Origin of the sequence: Haloarcula sp. S1AR25-4 (genome assembly GCF_031624555.1) — an archaeon.
GTDB lineage: Archaea > Halobacteriota > Halobacteria > Halobacteriales > Haloarculaceae > Haloarcula > Haloarcula pellucida.
Genome location: NZ_JAMQOR010000003.1, coordinates 606,908 through 622,763, shown reverse-complemented (window position 1 = coordinate 622,763; position 15,856 = coordinate 606,908). Strand labels below are relative to the sequence as shown.

The following is a 15,856-nucleotide window of genomic DNA, read 5'->3' as shown; positions in this document are numbered from 1 at the left end:
CGGCCCCGACCCTCGGATATGCTTCGTCGACTTCGGGAGAACGGGCCGGTGGTGCTGGTGCCGCTGGCGTGGACGTTCGCCACCGCGGCCCATCTGGACCTGCTGACACTCCGGACCGTCCTCATCGCACACCTCGTCATGGACGCGATCATCGCCGCGTTCACCGGCCTCTCGTGGCGCGAGATGACCGACGGCATCCTGCTGGCGTGGCGACGGGTCCTGCTGGTCGGCCTCGTCGTCACGCTCGTCGGAACCGCCGGCCTGCTGGCCGACCCGACGCTCGACCCGCTGTTGACGGCGACCGTCGTCGGGTGGATGCTCGTCCCCGCGGCCGGTCTCGCGTACACGGGCCTACACATCGACCGGCACCCGCGCGTCTACACCGTCGGCGCGGCCCTGAGCGCCGGGGGTGCCGTCGCGTACACCGCCGGCGTCCTCGCGCCGCTCTCGGCGTTCGTCCTCGCCGGACTCGCGCTGACGAACGTCGGACAGACGGCCGGTATCGCCGCCGCCGTCTACGACTACTGACCGCCGTCGCGCTCGGCGACCTGCACGAGTTGCTTCCCGATGTTCTCGCCCTCGAACAGGCCGAGGAAGGCGTCCGGGGCGTTCTCCAGTCCCTCGGTGACAGTCTCGCGGTAGGCGACGTCGCCCGCGCCGACCCAGCGCCCGAGCTGTTTGGCCGCCTGCTCGAATCGCGGCTCGAAGTCGCGTACGAGAAAGCCTTCGACGGTGGCTCGCGTCTGGATGAGTTGCCCGAGTTTCCGCGGTCCGGCGGGCGGTTCCTCGTCGTTGTACATCGAGATCTGCCCGCAGACGGCGACGGACGCGTCGACGTTCAGGCGCGTGAACACGGCGTCGGTTATCTCGCCGCCGACGTTGTCGAAGTAGGCGTCGACGCCGCCCGGCGCGGCCTCGTCGAGCGCCGCCCGGTAGTCGTCGGTCGTCTGGTAGTTGATGCAGGCGTCGAAGCCCAGTTCGTCCTCGACGAACGCGACTTTCTCGTCGGAGCCAGCGAAGCCGACGACGCGGGCGCCCTGCAGTTTGGCGAGTTGGCCGGCGACCGACCCGACGGCGCCCGCCGCGCCGGTGACGACGAACGTGTCGCCAGCCGACGGCTGGGCCACCTCGCGCGTGCCGAAGTACGCGGTCAGGCCGGGCATCCCGAGGACACCCAGTCGCGTCGAGAGCGGGGCGACGTCGGGGTCGATCTGCGTCAGTTCCGTCCCCGGAGCGGTGGCGTAGTCGGCCCATTCGAGTTCCCCGGTGACCACGTCGCCGACTTCGAACCCCGCACCGTTCGATTCGACGACTTCGCCGACGACGGCCCCGCGGAGCGCGTCGCCCACGTCCCACGGCTCGGCGTACGACTCGCCTGCGCGCATCCGGTCACGCATATAGGGGTCGACAGAGAGATACAGCGTCCGGACGAGTGCCTCGCCCGGGCCGGGGTCCGGGACGGACTCCTCGGAGCGGTCGAAGGCGTCGTGAGTCGGTGTTCCCTCGGGTCTGTGCGCCAACCGATAGACGCGGTTCGTCGCTGGCATCGCACGCCATACAGGGGGACACTGGAAGGGGGCTTCGAAAGGAGAAACAACCACCGGTTGAAAGTTTATTCGTCGTCAGGCACAGGACATAACCGATGTCGACCCCAAACCCGAGACATGGTCGACGACGACCTCGGTACGGCGACGATAGTGTACGAAACGCCCGAGGACGGCACCGTCGAACGGGTCGTCCAGAACGAACACGTCGCGTACTTTCAGGACCACTGGATACTCAAGACCGACGAGGACGCCGACCGTGACGTCGTCCGGCGGATTCCGCGAGAGCGGGTCCACTACGTCGAGCGGTCGGTCGAGGAGTTCGAACAGGAGGTCGGCACCCTCCGGAATCAGGTGGAATCGTTCGCCGACGACGTGCGAAAGAAACTGCTGGGCAGCGACGACCAGTCCGAACGAGAGGCCCACCACATCGACGTCGAGAGCGACGAAGACGCGTCGTAGCCGCTTTTCGTCACGCCACAGCCACGACCGTCACTCGGTGTGCTGACAGCTGAATCGACGACGCCGTTGCAATGGTGGAGACCAGACTCGGGTGCGTATTACCGACGGCAAGCCCGGTTGCTAGATGGTTGGATTCGATCGTCTATCGGATGGATAAATTCGAGCGAGACGATTAAAACGAAATTAACGGGGACCACAACACCGCCGGACCCGGTGCGCGTGGCCCCCTCGTGCGACAGTAGTCAGGCGACGTCGCGTCGCTCGCTGAACGTCGCCGATCCGCCGTCCCAGTGAACGACTGTCTCGATCCGTATCTTGCCGTCGTTCTGCTTTATCTTCGCCCCACCGACGAACCCGACGTCGATGCGCTTGGTTTTGGTCGACGACTCGTCCGGGCCGAGCGTCCCCACGGACTCCTCGCCCTCCCAGACCGAACTGTCCCCCGTGTAGATGGTCGTCGTGACCGAAATGTTCTCACGCGGGTTTCCGCCGTTGTTCGTTATCTTGACCGTGACGTCCCGGCACGTATTGCCGCACTTCTCGATGTTCCGAACGTCGATGGTGAACGGTCGGACGTGGTTCTCGCTCGGCGTGGCCCCGTTCGGTGTCGCGGTGGGCTGGGTCTGAGTGTCGTCCCCACCACCGAACGGACTGAAGCCGACGGCGACGATACCACCGGTCGCGAGGAGGAGGGCACCGACGACGAGTCCGACTATGACCACCGTCGCACTAGCCCTACGTGACGTCTCCACTCCCAATTTCGAGTCTGCCATGTCGCCCCTTACTCCGTGGTATGGGTTGCTTATTTGCCGACTAATCGGTACCCGACGCGCGTTGTGACCGTATCGAAAACGCCTTCAAGAGCGTATCGAGGGCCCAAAAATAACCGACACGGTCGCGAAAACAGTGTGCTCGCTGTTAGCGAGAGAATCCCATGGAACTGGCCACACCGAGCGGCGACGGGTCGGTCACGCCCGTCTCGGACGCTCCCCCTCGTACGCATCGAACCACCCGTCGACGGTCTGTTTGAGCGCACCGGTGGTGCTCCCGAGGTTCAGTAGCTGGTAGCCGTCGGCCACCTTCTCGTTGACGTCGTCCATCCCGAAGCCGAGACCGCCGACCGGGATCCCCGCGTCGATGGCAGCCGCACGGACCCTCTCGACGGCCTCCTGTACGTCCGGGTGGTCGAGTTCGCCGGGGTGCCCGAGTGACACGGAGAGGTCAAGCGGCCCGACGAAGACGAACCCCAGTTCGGGGACGGCGAGTATCTCCGAGAGGTCGTCGACGGCGGCCTCGGTCTCGACGGTCGTTCCGACGAGCGTCTCCGCGTCTTCGGTGGCGGCGTAGTCATCGGCGAGCCCCCAGCGACGGGCCCGCGGCGCGCCCAGCCCCCGCTTCCCCGGCCCGCCGTCGTATCGGAACCGCGCCGATTCGACGGCTTCGCGGACCTCCGCAGCCGTCTCGACGCGCGGTAAGAAGACGTTCCTGACGCCGAGGTCCAGCACCTTCCGGACCAGCGTCGGGTCCGTATCGGGCAACCGAACGAGGAGTTCGATACCCGTCCGTTCGGCCGCACGGAGCAGGTCCTCCATCGCGGCCGCGTCCCACGGATCCGGCCCGCCGTGTTCTAAGTCGAGCCAGACGAAATCGAGCCCGAGGTCGCCGCAGAACTCCACGAGCGTCGAGCTATACGTGTTGTCCAGCAGACCCAGCGCGGCGTCACCGCTCTCCAGCGTGTCGGCGAGGCCGTTCTGTGGTTGTGACGGAGCCATACACGATAGTGTCACCCAGACTCGATAAAGACCGGGTTCGCTGTGACACGCCCGGCGAGAGGCCGAGACTATCTGGGTCCACACACCGCACGAACTGCTCTCCGCTCGCGGAAACGGGGAGACAGCCCGGTCTTCAGTCGAGTACGGTAGCTTCTCGAATGAGAATCGAAGAAAACGGGTATGCCGCCTCCCGGATTTGGCCCTTGCGTCTCAGACGCCGACAGGCTGACCTCAAACGCCGGTCCGGCTTGAGCGCATTCCCCGAATGGCGTGGACACGTTCTGCGGAGAATCCAACAATGGCAGAACTCGAACACCTCAGTCCCGCCAAAGCCAAGGAGATGTTCCTTGCACAACGGGAAGACGAAGTCGCAGAAAAGACGCATCAAATCTATCACTACCGTCTCAAGCCGTTCGTGCAGTGGTGCGGTCAAGAGGAGATAACGAATCTCAACGACCTCACTGCTCGCTCATTGCACGAATACCGCCTCTGGAGGAAGAAGGACGGCAACCTGAAGACAGTGACTCTGAAGGGGCAACTCTCGACTCTCCGAGTCTTCATCAAGTTCTGCGAATCTATTGATGGAGTCGAGAAGGGATTGCACGACCAAATCCTCATTCCCTCTGTCGATGACGAAGAAGCCGTCAGTTCCAGCATCCTCGAAGCCGACAAGGCAGAGAAGGTCCTCGACTTCTTGGGCAAGTACGAGTATGCCTCGAAGCGCCACGCGCTCATCACGGTGCTCTGGCACACAGGCTGTAGAATGGGTGCCGCTCACTCCCTCGATGTCAGTGACTTCGACCCCGATGAACAGTCACTCGAAATCAGGCACCGACCGGAGACGGAAACGAACCTGAAGAACAAGCAGTCTGGTGAGCGTATCTGTGCTCTATCGGAAAAGGTCTGCTCGATTCTGCAAGACTACATCGAAGTGACGCGAGATGAAGTGACTGACGACCACGGGCGAGACCCACTGTTCACGACACAGTACGGTCGGATGCATCGCTCGAAAATTCGGCAGATGGTGTATGCCGCTACTCGCCCCTGTGCTTACGACCAACCCTGTCCTCACGACCGAGACCCGGACTCGTGTGAAGCGGGGAAGTACACACAGGCGAGCAAATGTCCCTCGAACGTCTCACCCCACGACATTCGGAGAGGTTCAATCACTCACCTACTCCGAAGCGACGTTCCCAAACAGGTTGTATCTGACCGGGTGAACTCCTCACCGGAGACACTGGAAAAGCACTACTCGCAACTGACCGAAGAGGAGAAGATGGAGCAACGGAGAGAGTATCTCGACAACCTCTGACGCACCACTCCAACAGAATACCGGTGGGGTATCACAGTCACGAGAATTATTTCTGCGGTTCACTAATCTATCTTAAGACAAGGCATTCCGTTCAACTCAATACGAGAAAATCTGTGACAGTTGTGACTCCCAACCGGTATTCACCGGGCGAGAGTGATACTTACGAATCCGTTAGAGAGAAGCCGGTATAGACACGCTTTCGCTCACCATCGAAGCGCCGTTGTTCGACCGAGGCACCTTTCTCCTTCAGAGTAGAGGTAAACTTGTGTTTCGTGACCACCTCCATGCTTTCTGACTTGGCGAATGCCTCATAAGCGGCATAGGCCTCATCCTTCAGAACAGAGGCGTCCGGTTCTCGGTCGAGGCGGCGACTGACGAACCGTTCTACTGAGTCTCCATACATCTCCCAGATGCGTCGATTGTCCGAAGGCGTCGGCTCATTGGTGAATCGGCCCTGTTCTTCGAGACGTTGGTAACCCTCAATCGCCCAATTCAGGACGCCTGCTAACTCGTCGTCGGTCGTCAACTTCTCCGATAGCTTGGGGTCCTGCTCCCGTCGCGGGATACGCTCGGGGAAGACCACAGTGAGCCACCGATTCCAGAACCCATCGTCTTCTGACGAGCGAGCAGGTGGCTGATTTGCCGCGAAGATGTGCTTCGTCCGAGGCTCGAATCGGAACGGGTCCTGATTCTTGCGCTCGGCTCGAACGGGATTCCCTGCGGTGAGTTCCTTGATTTTGCCTGCGTTCTTGATGTCAGTCGAGTCGAGGTCATGGCGGATGTTCACCATCCGACCGACCAACTCGGCCTCACCCCATCGCTGGTTGGCGAGATACTGTACCGAGAGATTGACTGTGCTATCAGCTCCGAATAGCGCCTGAAGCACGTCGAGGAATACGCTCTTGCCTGCGTCGGTCGGTCCGAGCAAGAGGAGCGCCTTCTTGTGGTTTGTCCGGGGTTGAAGACAGTACCCTACGAACTCCTGTAACTGCGGAATCTTGTCGTCCGGACAGACATCTTCGAGGAACTCACGGAACCGCGGGCAGTCCGCTTCAGGGTCATACTCGACGGGTAACCGTGACCGGAAATAGTAACCCGGACTGAGGTCTGACACTTCGCCTGTCTCGATGTCCACAACGCCATTAGCGACACAGACAGATGAACCGCTTTGACCGAAGTCTTCGCGGTCGATGTATCCACCGGCCTTGAGCCGCCCGACGATTTCCCGCGCCTCGTGACTACTGTAGTGGAGTTCCAACATCTCCTCTAACCGAGCCTTCACGACCTGCTCTGCGTTCGACTCGTAGACGCCGGTCTGGGGATTGTAGCAATACATCTGCTCGTTATCCGAGACCGTGACGAAGTCGAACTCCTGTCGGAGCAGACGGACAGCCAAGTCACGGGCAAAGTCCTTCTGTCCCTTCTCGGCGTACAGGTCTTTCACCTGCTTCCAACTGTGGTCTGGTCCCTCTATGCTGATAGACCACGCCTCTGGGGTCTGCCAGAACTCGCTGAATGCGTCGGAATACTCGTCATCCAATTCCGTCATCAACTCAACGACTTCGTCGGATTCCAGTGACTGCTCTTCAAGTCGGTCTTGCACTTCACGGGCGTCAACGTCTCCCACAGGTCGGGCGATAATGCTCTTCTCGCCGGGCCAAATCCAGTCAGACGGTGACTCGGTGATGGCCTCCACGATATTGCCTTGCATGGCAGTTTGCTGACGCTCGTGGGGATGGTCAGGAAGGCCGTAGCCTGCTTCCCGACCGGCGTCGAAGAGTTCGGCCCATTCTTGGTCCGTCAGGTCTCGGTTCTTCCAGTCGCCGCAGCTGATGACACCTGTCTCCATTCCGATGAGGAGGAGCGCGTTGCCAGTCACGTTATGCCGGAAGCAGTGCCACGTCTCCCCGTCCTCGAAGACCTTGAAGTTCGTGCCGGTGCCGGAATCGTGATAGGGGTGACTGACGCGCTCTCCTTCCGGATAGCTGGAACGGCGGAGGACATCATACACGTCGAGGTCAACGTCACTCTGACGACGCCCAGAAGGTGTCCGTTCATCTGAGGAACCTGAGAAATCAACCTCTGTGTGGCTCTGCAACCATTCCTCGAATTCGGACGGAGTGTTACAGGTCGTTGGAGTTACCGACAGATGGTCTCCCGTCACCGTGATATACTGGCCGGAATCGTAGACTTCGATACAGTCAGTATCAATCCACCAGTCCGGTTCCTGCACATCCTTCAACCAAATGTGAAGGCCCGTCGCGGATGGCGATACTTCGGCGTAGGAGTCGCACTCGCGTAGTGCATCAATCACCCACTCCTCTGGTTCACCGGTCTCCGGGTCGCACACATCGTCAAAATCGATGGCGAGGAATGGGTCGTCTTCAGTGAGGACGAAACCAACTTGAAGCCCGACCTGATTCGAGGAGGCTTCAACAGCTTCCTCAAAACTACCCCACGTTGTAGGGTCATTCGTTCGGGCCGGTTTGCCACTCCCGTCCGGTACCCGAGGCATCTTTCGCTTCCGGTCTCCATCTTCGACCCGCTCCCAACATACCCACTGGTCGAGGGCCTGCAACTCTTCAGGAACCGGGTATTCCGCTTCCTGTTCTTGCTCCGATGAATCACCTAAGCCCAGTTCTTCGTCCGTTATCGGGGCATCATTCTTCGTACCGCTATCGATACCACTTGCTTGTCGCTGGATAGAGTTGTTACTCATTGTACGGTTGCTCCATTGCTCTCAGAACTCGCCGGAACGGGCCTATCCCGCCGACCGGTGCCGTCCTAAGCGCAATTATAGATAGGGTGAATATCCCATATAAATCCTGTTGCACTATGGGGAAAGAAAAGTCTGAAACGCCAGAATTCGGGCGTTAGAGTGACTCTCAGATTTTCCAGTTACTCGGAGGTGGGTAATTGTAGGGTTCTTTTTAAGTCATCAGATTTTCTCAGTCTCGTTGATTTTCCAATCACTCACTCATCGTATTCGGGCCTCTCACCAATTGATGTACCCCGCCGCCGAATCCGACGAAGGCGACGGCGTTTTCGTTCTGCTACAGATAGCTCCTCATGGTCTATTTCATCCGCCGGTGGAGCCTCCTCTTCGGTAAGTGCCCTCAGAGTATCCATGATGGTCTCGCCGTCCACCTCTTTCAGTCGTGCGGCGAGTTCGTCATCGACATCAACGTAGTAGCGAGTCATCGTCCTTCTACCTCATCGAGCAATTGTCCGATGACGTATCCAAGAGGGATACTTTCGGCATACTCGTAGTTTCGATACTGCTTCAGTCGTGCGTGTTCCTCGTCGGAGACACGGACTCGTTTCTGTCGCATCAATTATATAATATATGCGTCGGGTTACTTAAAGGAAACAACAGGTACCTAATTGTTGGATGAAGGTGACAGACCTTCATGCGGATTTTCGGTAATTTCTGTGTTGCGCGCGTGGACAATAATAAGTTAAAAATTAGTGATACAATCGGATAACGCAGTATAGTGGTCTCAGTTGACTCTGATATTAGACCTGCAGGGGCACCGCTACCGGAACAAGTGGCGCAAATCAGTTTAAAAAACAACCCTATAGGTAAACCACTATACATTCCAGAGTGTTTACTGCTGGTCGGCGGTACTTATCACCGGAATCCGGTAATGACCACCAAAACAACCAAATGAATCGGGTGAGATGATTTGACATCAATGCGGGATAAGGACTTAAATCGATTAGCAGGGGAGATTGCTCGGGGCGATTGCGTTCTGTTTGCGGGTTCAGCTTTAACAATCAAAGACGGCGGCTTAACATGGGACCAATTAGTTTCTAGAACAAAAGAAGAATTCACGTATGAAAGTCCTTTAACAGACAATTATAGGATTCTAAATGATATAGTTGAAGAAAACAGGGAGGAGAAAGTCCATGCATATATTAAATCAGAATTAGAAGATATTGAACTGACAGAGCCGGTTTCCTATCTCTCAGAGCTTCCTTGGTTTACCTGTTTTACAACTAATTACGATACAGCACTAGAGGATGCATTAAAGGAAAATCAAGATACGAGGGTACGGACAATTATCGAAACCGGGAAATTTGAATTATCTAGTTCGCCAACACACCTCCTTTGTGTGAAACTAATGGGGAGCATTACACGAGAACCCCCTGAAAAAGGTTCAATGGTTCTAACGAGAGGGGATAGAGAATCAGCTAAAGATGAGCGCTCTAGAATGTTTGACATTCTCGGGTCAAACGCAGCACACAAGTCTTTCCTGTTTGTTGGCTATTCCTTTTCTGATGGGATTTTTGAAGAAATGCTAGAGCAGGTTAAATCCAAGACGGGTGCTCCAAAAGGAAAGTTCTATGCATTATTTAAATCCGAGCTGACCGAGGAACAAGAGTATCAGTTAGAAAAGATGGGTGTGACACCTATCATTGGGGACATCTCTGAGTTCTCAGGGGAACTTAAAGAACGGGTAGACGAACGAAATACCAGCGACTACCGAACTAAATCTGTCCCAATTGGTAACGAGGTTGTTAGAGTTGCAAATGAAGATATTGGCGAGTTTCTTGACGTCTACGACCCTGTACTAAACGTAGATTATCGGAATGAGGTGACACCGAGAGAGTTCTATCGCGGTAACTCTGAAAGTCTTGACCCGTTTAAAAAAGAATGGCATTATCGTAGGGAAATTGAAGAAACCATAATTGGGAAGATTGTTGATGATAATGTCTCCTCCATCAATGTTTATGGTCAGCCGGGGTCGGGTCGCTCATTTCTTATTTCGTCATTGGTTGAGAGATTAATTAGAGAGAACAAATCACTTGCAATTAATATTCCCTCACACACTTGGTCATCTATTCCATACCCCGACGAGCTTGAGGGATTCGTTAGCAGAATCGAACAGAGAGCTGAAGAAATTGGAGTTGAAGGACCTCAGTCTATAGTATTATTCAGTAAAGATACTATTGATGATAATGACCTAGCTCGATTTGAAAGACTAGTTAAGGAGATAGACCACCGGGTAATTTTACTAACAGAGTCGGTAGAACCGATTAATGAAGGGGACGTCCCATGTCTGCATGAAAGTGTATCAATTAATAGGGAAATCCCTCAAGAAGAGCGAGATGATTTCGTGCAATATCTAGTTGATATCACTAATGAGCACAACTTACTTGGCGTGGATAAAGAGACTGCAGAACAATATATCGAGATTGACCCTGAATTTTTGCCGGTTATGTACCGTTCGATTTTCCAGACTAAAAAATCAATACAAGCAATTATTACGGATGAGTATTCGGAGTTAGATGCGGGTAAACAACAAGAGTTAGTCAATCTTTGCGCAGTTTCTACTAGCTTAAATATTCATATTCCTGTGACTGTGTGTAGACGGTATTTGGAGGAAATTTCCAATGAGGATATTGATTGGGAGGAAGTATTCCGGATTAGAGAAAACTGCCAAAATTTAGTATCAGAATCACTTGATTCGAGAGAAACGCCAATTTTTGGCATCTATCACAATCTTGTAGCAGATATTTTGTGTAAACGGATGGGTATTTATAAAGCAAATGAGGTTCTGATGAACTTGGCTGAGTCAGTAGATTTAAAATCGGAGGTAGAATCTGAATTTGTTAGTAAATTCTTGATTCGAAAGGGCGTCGGCTCTGATACAGAAGCGGAACTTCCGTTCTCTTTCGAAGGACTTGAAGCAGCACTTGAGCGATTAGCTGAGCGACAACCAGCTCGACCTGTTCTCCACCACTTAGCCATTCTCAAACAAGAGATAGGAAGACCAAAAGAAGAATTCATTCCATTACTTGAAAAAGCGTTAGAAGATGAGGCTGAGAAGTATAAAAGCAATGAACGGATAGAAAATATCATGGTGACGCTTGCTGACTTAAAATGGCGTTCAATTACAGAGGACCCTGAACGCCAGATGCCAGACTATGAAAACGAAGAGGTCCAAGATATAATGGAGAATCTTATAGCCGCAAGGAATGTCAGATATAATCCAAATTCCTACCACGTTCAGGCTAAAATATTCCGAGACTTGGCTAAGGCTGAATCAGGAGAGAAGAAATTTTGGCTATTAAACCAAGGATTAGAACTTCTTGATGAAGCACTTGCTCGGTTTTATAAGCCCGAAAATAGACAGGCAGTTCATCGATTGAAAGTAAAGATACTAAAGGATATTGACAGGGAAGATGCTGAAAAGCATGCCAAAGAAGTCTTTCAAAGAGAAAATTCGGGGGAGGGGTATTACACGTTAGCAAGGATGGATTTGTTTGGCGAACAAAACAATACCCGAGCACTCGCTAACTTAGACAATGCGATGGATGCAGAGGACTATCCTGCAGGTGCTGTAGACCTTCGTGTTAAAATCTTACTGGAGGATAGATACGCCCAATATGAAAAAATGCTAAGGTTTGTCCGTGAGTTGGACCGTCGTCAGGACTTTGAATACACTTGGGAGCAGCTCTTTCGAAAAGCCGTTGTATTGACAATAAATGGCAAATATTCTGAATCTAAGGAGACGTTCTTCAAAGCAAACCAAGAATCACCTAGATGGAAAAACCCGACCCAGTATAAATGGATGGAAGACAGTGCAGATAAGAAATTTAGAGGAGAAATCAAAGATGTGAGCGATTCAGAGGGATTCATATATAATCACAATGTTGACAATTGGAAAGATGATATCTACTTTGAGCCGCATGACCAAGATGAATTTTCCGAAATGAAGAGCGGACTTGATGTTGAGTTTGAAGTTAGTTTCTCTCTCAAAGGTCCACAGGCAGTCGGTGTGACATTAATATAACCAAACTTTGGTTGTCTTCTCGAACTATACGCTGGCTCTATCACTCGCGCTCATCTTCCGCCAGATTATGAGCCCCGATTCTTCGCATGATTCCTAGGGGAACTAAGACAGCATATCTCATGTATACTGTCTCGAAATCGGAGAATCACGGCTTGCTCACTATAACGAGATAGTATGTTTACCTCGTCCTCAAACGACTGGATACCGGGTTGGTGGTTGCATCGGTGTCACGCTAGTTTTCAGTACCTACCCGTCTACGAATGATACCGAGAATTTCGTTCAAACTCATACTTTGAAAACCTGTGACAGTAGGTACACCCACCGGTAATCAGTGTCCGTCTCGTCCGCGGGTTACTTTGTACCGAGTAACCTACTTCTTCGGATGAATATTGAATCCTCCCTCAAACGAGAGGGAATCAGACTAATTAGCTAAACTCCAAATCACCCATACAGGGCGATTATACGCTCTCTACCTAGGAATTAAGTTGCCCCCGACCGTATCAAACATTGCAGAACGCAACACGCTGTCGGGTGCGCCCAGTGACCGGTTGAAATCGCACGAGGAATTTCGGAATCGCAGGACGGCGAAGCCTCTGTCGAACATGATTCAACCGAGAAGGGTATGCCGCCTCCCGGATTTGAACCGGGGACAGCTCGATCTTCAGTCGAGTGCTCTCCCAGTCTGAGCTAAGGCGGCGTGCACTCCATCCGAGGACGAGGGTAGAAAAAAGGATTTCGATACCCCGCCGCCATCCGCCGAATCGCGGGGCGGGTCACCATACCACGTTACGGCAGAAAGAGGTCGGCGCTGTCGAACTCTGCGCCACAGTCGTCACAGGTGTACTCCGTCCCGTTTTCCGTCGAGACGTGCCCGCTACACTTCGGGCACGTCGAGCCGTCTATCATGGTCTGCGGTACCACAGGTCGTGATAAATGGCTTTCGGCAGGTGTCGATTGGGCGACAGGCGTCGACGCACGGCGTGTCGACGGCCACACACGCGGCGCTCGTCGGTGAGCGCCGCGAGCAGTGCAGTGGATCCGTGCGGATTCGAACCACGCCGAGACGTACTCGCTTCGCTGTGCGCGTCTCGTCTACTTCGAATCCACATAGTCCATCCGCTCCTCACCGCCGTTCGTCGCAGGATGGGTCCGGGCGGATTCGAACCACCGGCCTCGGCCTTGTAAAGGCCACGTCATAACCAACTAGACCACGGACCCGTACTCCCAAATTTTCCACCGGCAGGAATAACACTTTCTCTCTCGGTCGGAACCCTTACCCCCGACCTGTCCGTCAGTATCGAACATGCAACGCGGTCCGCTGGCCGTCGTCCTCGGCCTCGTCGGCCTCCTCGTCGTCGGTATCCTCGTCCTGCAAAGCGGCCTGTGGGTCAGCGTCCTCGGCGTCGGCGAGTACGACGAGGGGACGGTGACGGTTCGTGAGGGGACGACCGGCACGGCGAGCGGGACGACCACCGAGACGGCCACCCAGTCGGAGAACGCCACCACGGTCGCCGTCCGCGACGACGCCGAGCGGTTGGCGACCGTCGAAGTTCGCATCGCCGATACCGGACCGAAGCGTTATCTCGGACTCAGCAACACGACGTCGCTGGAACCGAACGAGGGGATGCTGTTCGTCCACGACGAGGAAGGCGAGTACGGCTACGTCATGCGTGACATGGACTTCCCGCTGGACATCATCTTCGTCGACGCCAACGGCACCATCACCACCATCCACCACGCGCCGCTCCCGCCCGAGGGGACCAGCGAGTCCGAACTCAAGGAGTACAGCGGTCAGGGGAAGTACGTCCTCGAAGTGAACCGCGGGTGGGCCAACCGGACCGGCGTCACCGTCGGCGACCGGGTGGAACTGCCGGCGGGCGTCGCGTAGCCCGACGGCCTTTTGCGCGTCGGCCCCGTGAGAACGGACCATGGACATCGACGCGGCGTCCGACGAGGACGCCTTCGAGGACGCCCGCGAGCGCGTCGAGCGCCCGATGTGGCGACTGTTCACCGAGTACGGGCGCGGACAGCGAAGCGCCTTCCTCGTCGGCCTCGTCAGTTCCGTCTTCGCGCGGATGTTGGACCTGCTCCCGCCGCTGTTGCTCGCGCTGGCCATCGACGCCGTCATCGAGGGCGAGTCCGGGTACAGCCTGCTGTTCGTCCCACAGGAGTTGATCCCCGACGGGACGACCGGCCAACTGTGGCTGACGGCGGGCCTCATCGCAGCCTCCTTTGCCGGCGGCGCCATCTTTCACTGGAGTCGAAACTGGGGGTGGAACAAGTTCGCCCAGCACGTCCAGCACGCGGTGCGAACCGACACCTACGGGACGATGCAGCGGCTGAACATGGACTTCTTCGCCGACAAGCAGACCGGCGAGATGATGTCGGTGCTCTCGAACGACGTGAACCGGTTGGAGAAGTTCCTCAACGACGGGCTGAACTCCACGTCGCGACTGGTCATCATGGTCGTCGGCATCGCCACCTACCTCTTCTACATGAACTGGCAACTGGCGCTGGTCGCCCTGTTGCCCGTCCCGATAATCGCCGTCTTCACCAAGCGGTTCATCGAGACCATCCAACCGAAGTACGCCGACGTGCGCTCGTCGGTCGGGAGACTCAACTCGCGGCTGGAGAACAACCTGAGCGGCATCCAGATAATCAAGACGGCCAACACCGAGACCTACGAGTCCGACCGCGTCGAGGACAGTTCACAGGAGTACCTCGACGCCAACTGGGACGCCATCGAGACGCGCATCACGTTCTTTCCCGGCCTGCGACTCGTCTCCGGACTGGGCTTCGTCGTCACCTTCGTCGTCGGCGGCCTGATGGTCATCGGGGAGGCCCCGGCGGCGCTGTCGGTGGCGCTCTCGCCCGGCGAGTTCGTCGCGTTCATCATCTACACCCAGCGGTTCGTCTGGCCGATGGCCCAGTTCGGGCAGATCATCAACATGTACCAGCGGGCCTACGCCTCCGCCGAACGGGTCTTCGGCCTGATGGAGACGCCCGGTCGTCTCGCCGAAGCCGACGACGCACCGCCGCTCTCGGTCACCGAGGGCGCCGTCGAGTACGACGACGTGACCTTCGGCTACGACGGCGACCCCGTCGTCTCCGACATCGACTTCGAAGTGGACGGCGGGGATACCGTCGCGCTGGTCGGTCCGACCGGTGCGGGCAAGTCGACGGTGCTGAAACTCCTCCTCCGGATGTACGACGTCGACGAGGGCGCGGTCCGCATCGACGGCCAGGACCTCCGCGACGTGCAGATCCCCTCCGTCCGGCAGGCCATCGGCTACGTCAGTCAGGAGACGTTCCTCTTTTATGGCACCGTGAAGGAGAACATCGCCTACGGCACCTTCGACGCCACCGACGAGGAGATTCGCGCGGCCGCGGAGGCCGCCGAGGCCCACCAGTTCGTGACGAACCTCCCCGACGGCTACGACACGATGGTCGGTGAACGCGGCGTGAAACTCTCGGGCGGCCAGCGCCAGCGTATCGCCATCGCTCGCGCGATGCTGAAAGACCCCGAGATTCTCGTCTTAGACGAGGCGACCAGCGACGTCGACACGGAGACCGAGATGCTCATCCAGCGCTCGCTGGACGAGTTGACGGCCGACCGGACCACGTTCGCTATCGCCCACCGCCTCTCGACGGTCAAAGACGCCGACACCATCCTCGTCCTCGAAGACGGCCGCATCGTCGAGCGCGGAACGCACGAGGAACTGCTCGCCTCGGAGGGGCTGTACGCCAACCTCTGGGCGGTGCAGGCCGGCGAGATAGACGAACTCCCCGAGGAGTTCGTCCAGCGGGCGATTCAACGTCGGGCCCGAACCGACGCCGACGACTGATACTGGTGGCTGTAACAAACTGAAGTACTTCGCCACCCCGGGGTGGCGAATATCTGTACGAACTTACAGCCACCAGTATGAGGCTGGGGTCGTTGTGCGGGGTCGCCATTAAGCCACTGGA

At 56.4% G+C, this 15,856-nt stretch carries 11 protein-coding genes and 2 tRNA genes; 6 read left to right on the top strand and 7 right to left on the bottom strand.

Going from position 1 to position 15,856, the window contains the following annotated elements:
• Positions 1-18: 18 nt before the first annotated feature.
• The gene (locus tag NDI85_RS16620; protein WP_188999413.1) at positions 19-528 is read left to right on the top strand and encodes a hypothetical protein; all 510 of its coding nucleotides are present in this window, start codon (positions 19-21) and stop codon (positions 526-528) included.
• Here NDI85_RS16620 and NDI85_RS16615 read toward each other — a convergent pair.
• The gene (locus NDI85_RS16615) at positions 522-1,547 is read right to left on the bottom strand and encodes an NADP-dependent oxidoreductase (RefSeq protein ID WP_310916397.1); all 1,026 of its coding nucleotides are present in this window, start codon (positions 1,545-1,547) and stop codon (positions 522-524) included. The genes NDI85_RS16620 and NDI85_RS16615 overlap by 7 nt on opposite strands.
• A gap of 117 nt (positions 1,548-1,664) precedes the next feature.
• Here NDI85_RS16615 and NDI85_RS16610 point away from each other — a divergent pair, with 117 nt between their 5' ends.
• On the top strand, positions 1,665-2,006 hold the full coding sequence (locus NDI85_RS16610) for a hypothetical protein (protein ID WP_166968114.1): 342 nt from the start codon (positions 1,665-1,667) through the stop codon (positions 2,004-2,006).
• A gap of 242 nt (positions 2,007-2,248) precedes the next feature.
• On the opposite strand, the gene NDI85_RS16605 is transcribed toward NDI85_RS16610, so the two are convergent.
• Positions 2,249-2,728 carry a hypothetical protein gene (locus NDI85_RS16605; protein WP_188999418.1) on the bottom strand — a complete coding sequence of 160 codons (480 nt, stop codon included), beginning with the start codon at positions 2,726-2,728 and terminating at the stop codon, positions 2,249-2,251.
• A gap of 246 nt (positions 2,729-2,974) precedes the next feature.
• Positions 2,975-3,778, bottom strand: coding sequence for an aldolase/citrate lyase family protein (locus tag NDI85_RS16600; protein WP_310916396.1), 804 nt, complete (start codon positions 3,776-3,778; stop codon positions 2,975-2,977).
• 298 nt (positions 3,779-4,076) lie between these two features.
• Between NDI85_RS16600 and NDI85_RS16595 the strand changes: the two genes are divergently transcribed.
• Positions 4,077-5,090, top strand: coding sequence for a tyrosine-type recombinase/integrase (locus NDI85_RS16595; RefSeq protein WP_310916395.1), 1,014 nt, complete (start codon positions 4,077-4,079; stop codon positions 5,088-5,090).
• 160 nt (positions 5,091-5,250) lie between these two features.
• Here the strand turns inward: NDI85_RS16595 and NDI85_RS16590 are convergent, their stop codons facing one another.
• Both NDI85_RS16590 and NDI85_RS16585 read right to left on the bottom strand, forming a co-directional pair.
• A complete protein-coding gene (locus NDI85_RS16590) occupies positions 5,251-7,809 on the bottom strand; it encodes a phage/plasmid primase, P4 family (RefSeq protein WP_310916394.1) in 2,559 nt (852 codons plus the stop codon).
• Between the two features lie 254 nt (positions 7,810-8,063).
• Positions 8,064-8,291 (bottom strand): hypothetical protein, encoded by a 228-nt coding sequence (locus NDI85_RS16585; RefSeq protein ID WP_310916393.1) that lies wholly within the window; start codon positions 8,289-8,291, stop codon positions 8,064-8,066.
• 494 nt (positions 8,292-8,785) lie between these two features.
• Here NDI85_RS16585 and NDI85_RS16580 point away from each other — a divergent pair, with 494 nt between their 5' ends.
• Positions 8,786-11,890, top strand: a complete 3,105-nt coding sequence (locus NDI85_RS16580) for an SIR2 family protein (protein ID WP_310916392.1) — start codon at positions 8,786-8,788, stop codon at positions 11,888-11,890.
• Positions 11,891-12,513: 623 nt separating this feature from the next.
• On the opposite strand, the gene NDI85_RS16575 is transcribed toward NDI85_RS16580, so the two are convergent.
• Positions 12,514-12,587 (bottom strand) — tRNA-Phe (locus NDI85_RS16575).
• A gap of 447 nt (positions 12,588-13,034) precedes the next feature.
• Positions 13,035-13,108 (bottom strand) — tRNA-Val (locus tag NDI85_RS16570).
• Positions 13,109-13,193: 85 nt separating this feature from the next.
• Here NDI85_RS16570 and NDI85_RS16565 point away from each other — a divergent pair.
• Both NDI85_RS16565 and NDI85_RS16560 read left to right on the top strand, forming a co-directional pair.
• Positions 13,194-13,778 (top strand): DUF192 domain-containing protein, encoded by a 585-nt coding sequence (locus tag NDI85_RS16565; protein ID WP_310916391.1) that lies wholly within the window; start codon positions 13,194-13,196, stop codon positions 13,776-13,778.
• 40 nt (positions 13,779-13,818) lie between these two features.
• Entirely contained in the window at positions 13,819-15,735 is a 1,917-nt protein-coding gene (locus NDI85_RS16560; RefSeq protein ID WP_310916390.1) for an ABC transporter ATP-binding protein, read from the top strand.
• Positions 15,736-15,856 lie beyond the last annotated feature (121 nt).

Excerpts from the sequence above, each read along its gene's own strand:
- NDI85_RS16590 (WP_310916394.1), bottom strand. The coding sequence starts at position 7,809 with ATGAGTAACAACTCTATCCAGCGACAAGCAAGTGGTATCGATAGCGGT.
- NDI85_RS16610 (WP_166968114.1), top strand. The coding sequence starts at position 1,665 with ATGGTCGACGACGACCTCGGTACGGCGACGATAGTGTACGAAACGCCC.
- NDI85_RS16585 (WP_310916393.1), bottom strand. The coding sequence starts at position 8,291 with ATGACTCGCTACTACGTTGATGTCGATGACGAACTCGCCGCACGACTG.
- NDI85_RS16565 (WP_310916391.1), top strand. The coding sequence starts at position 13,194 with ATGCAACGCGGTCCGCTGGCCGTCGTCCTCGGCCTCGTCGGCCTCCTC.
- NDI85_RS16560 (WP_310916390.1), top strand. The coding sequence starts at position 13,819 with ATGGACATCGACGCGGCGTCCGACGAGGACGCCTTCGAGGACGCCCGC.
- NDI85_RS16620 (WP_188999413.1), top strand. The coding sequence starts at position 19 with ATGCTTCGTCGACTTCGGGAGAACGGGCCGGTGGTGCTGGTGCCGCTG.
- NDI85_RS16615 (WP_310916397.1), bottom strand. The coding sequence starts at position 1,547 with ATGCCAGCGACGAACCGCGTCTATCGGTTGGCGCACAGACCCGAGGGA.
- NDI85_RS16600 (WP_310916396.1), bottom strand. The coding sequence starts at position 3,778 with ATGGCTCCGTCACAACCACAGAACGGCCTCGCCGACACGCTGGAGAGC.
- NDI85_RS16595 (WP_310916395.1), top strand. The coding sequence starts at position 4,077 with ATGGCAGAACTCGAACACCTCAGTCCCGCCAAAGCCAAGGAGATGTTC.
- NDI85_RS16580 (WP_310916392.1), top strand. The coding sequence starts at position 8,786 with ATGCGGGATAAGGACTTAAATCGATTAGCAGGGGAGATTGCTCGGGGC.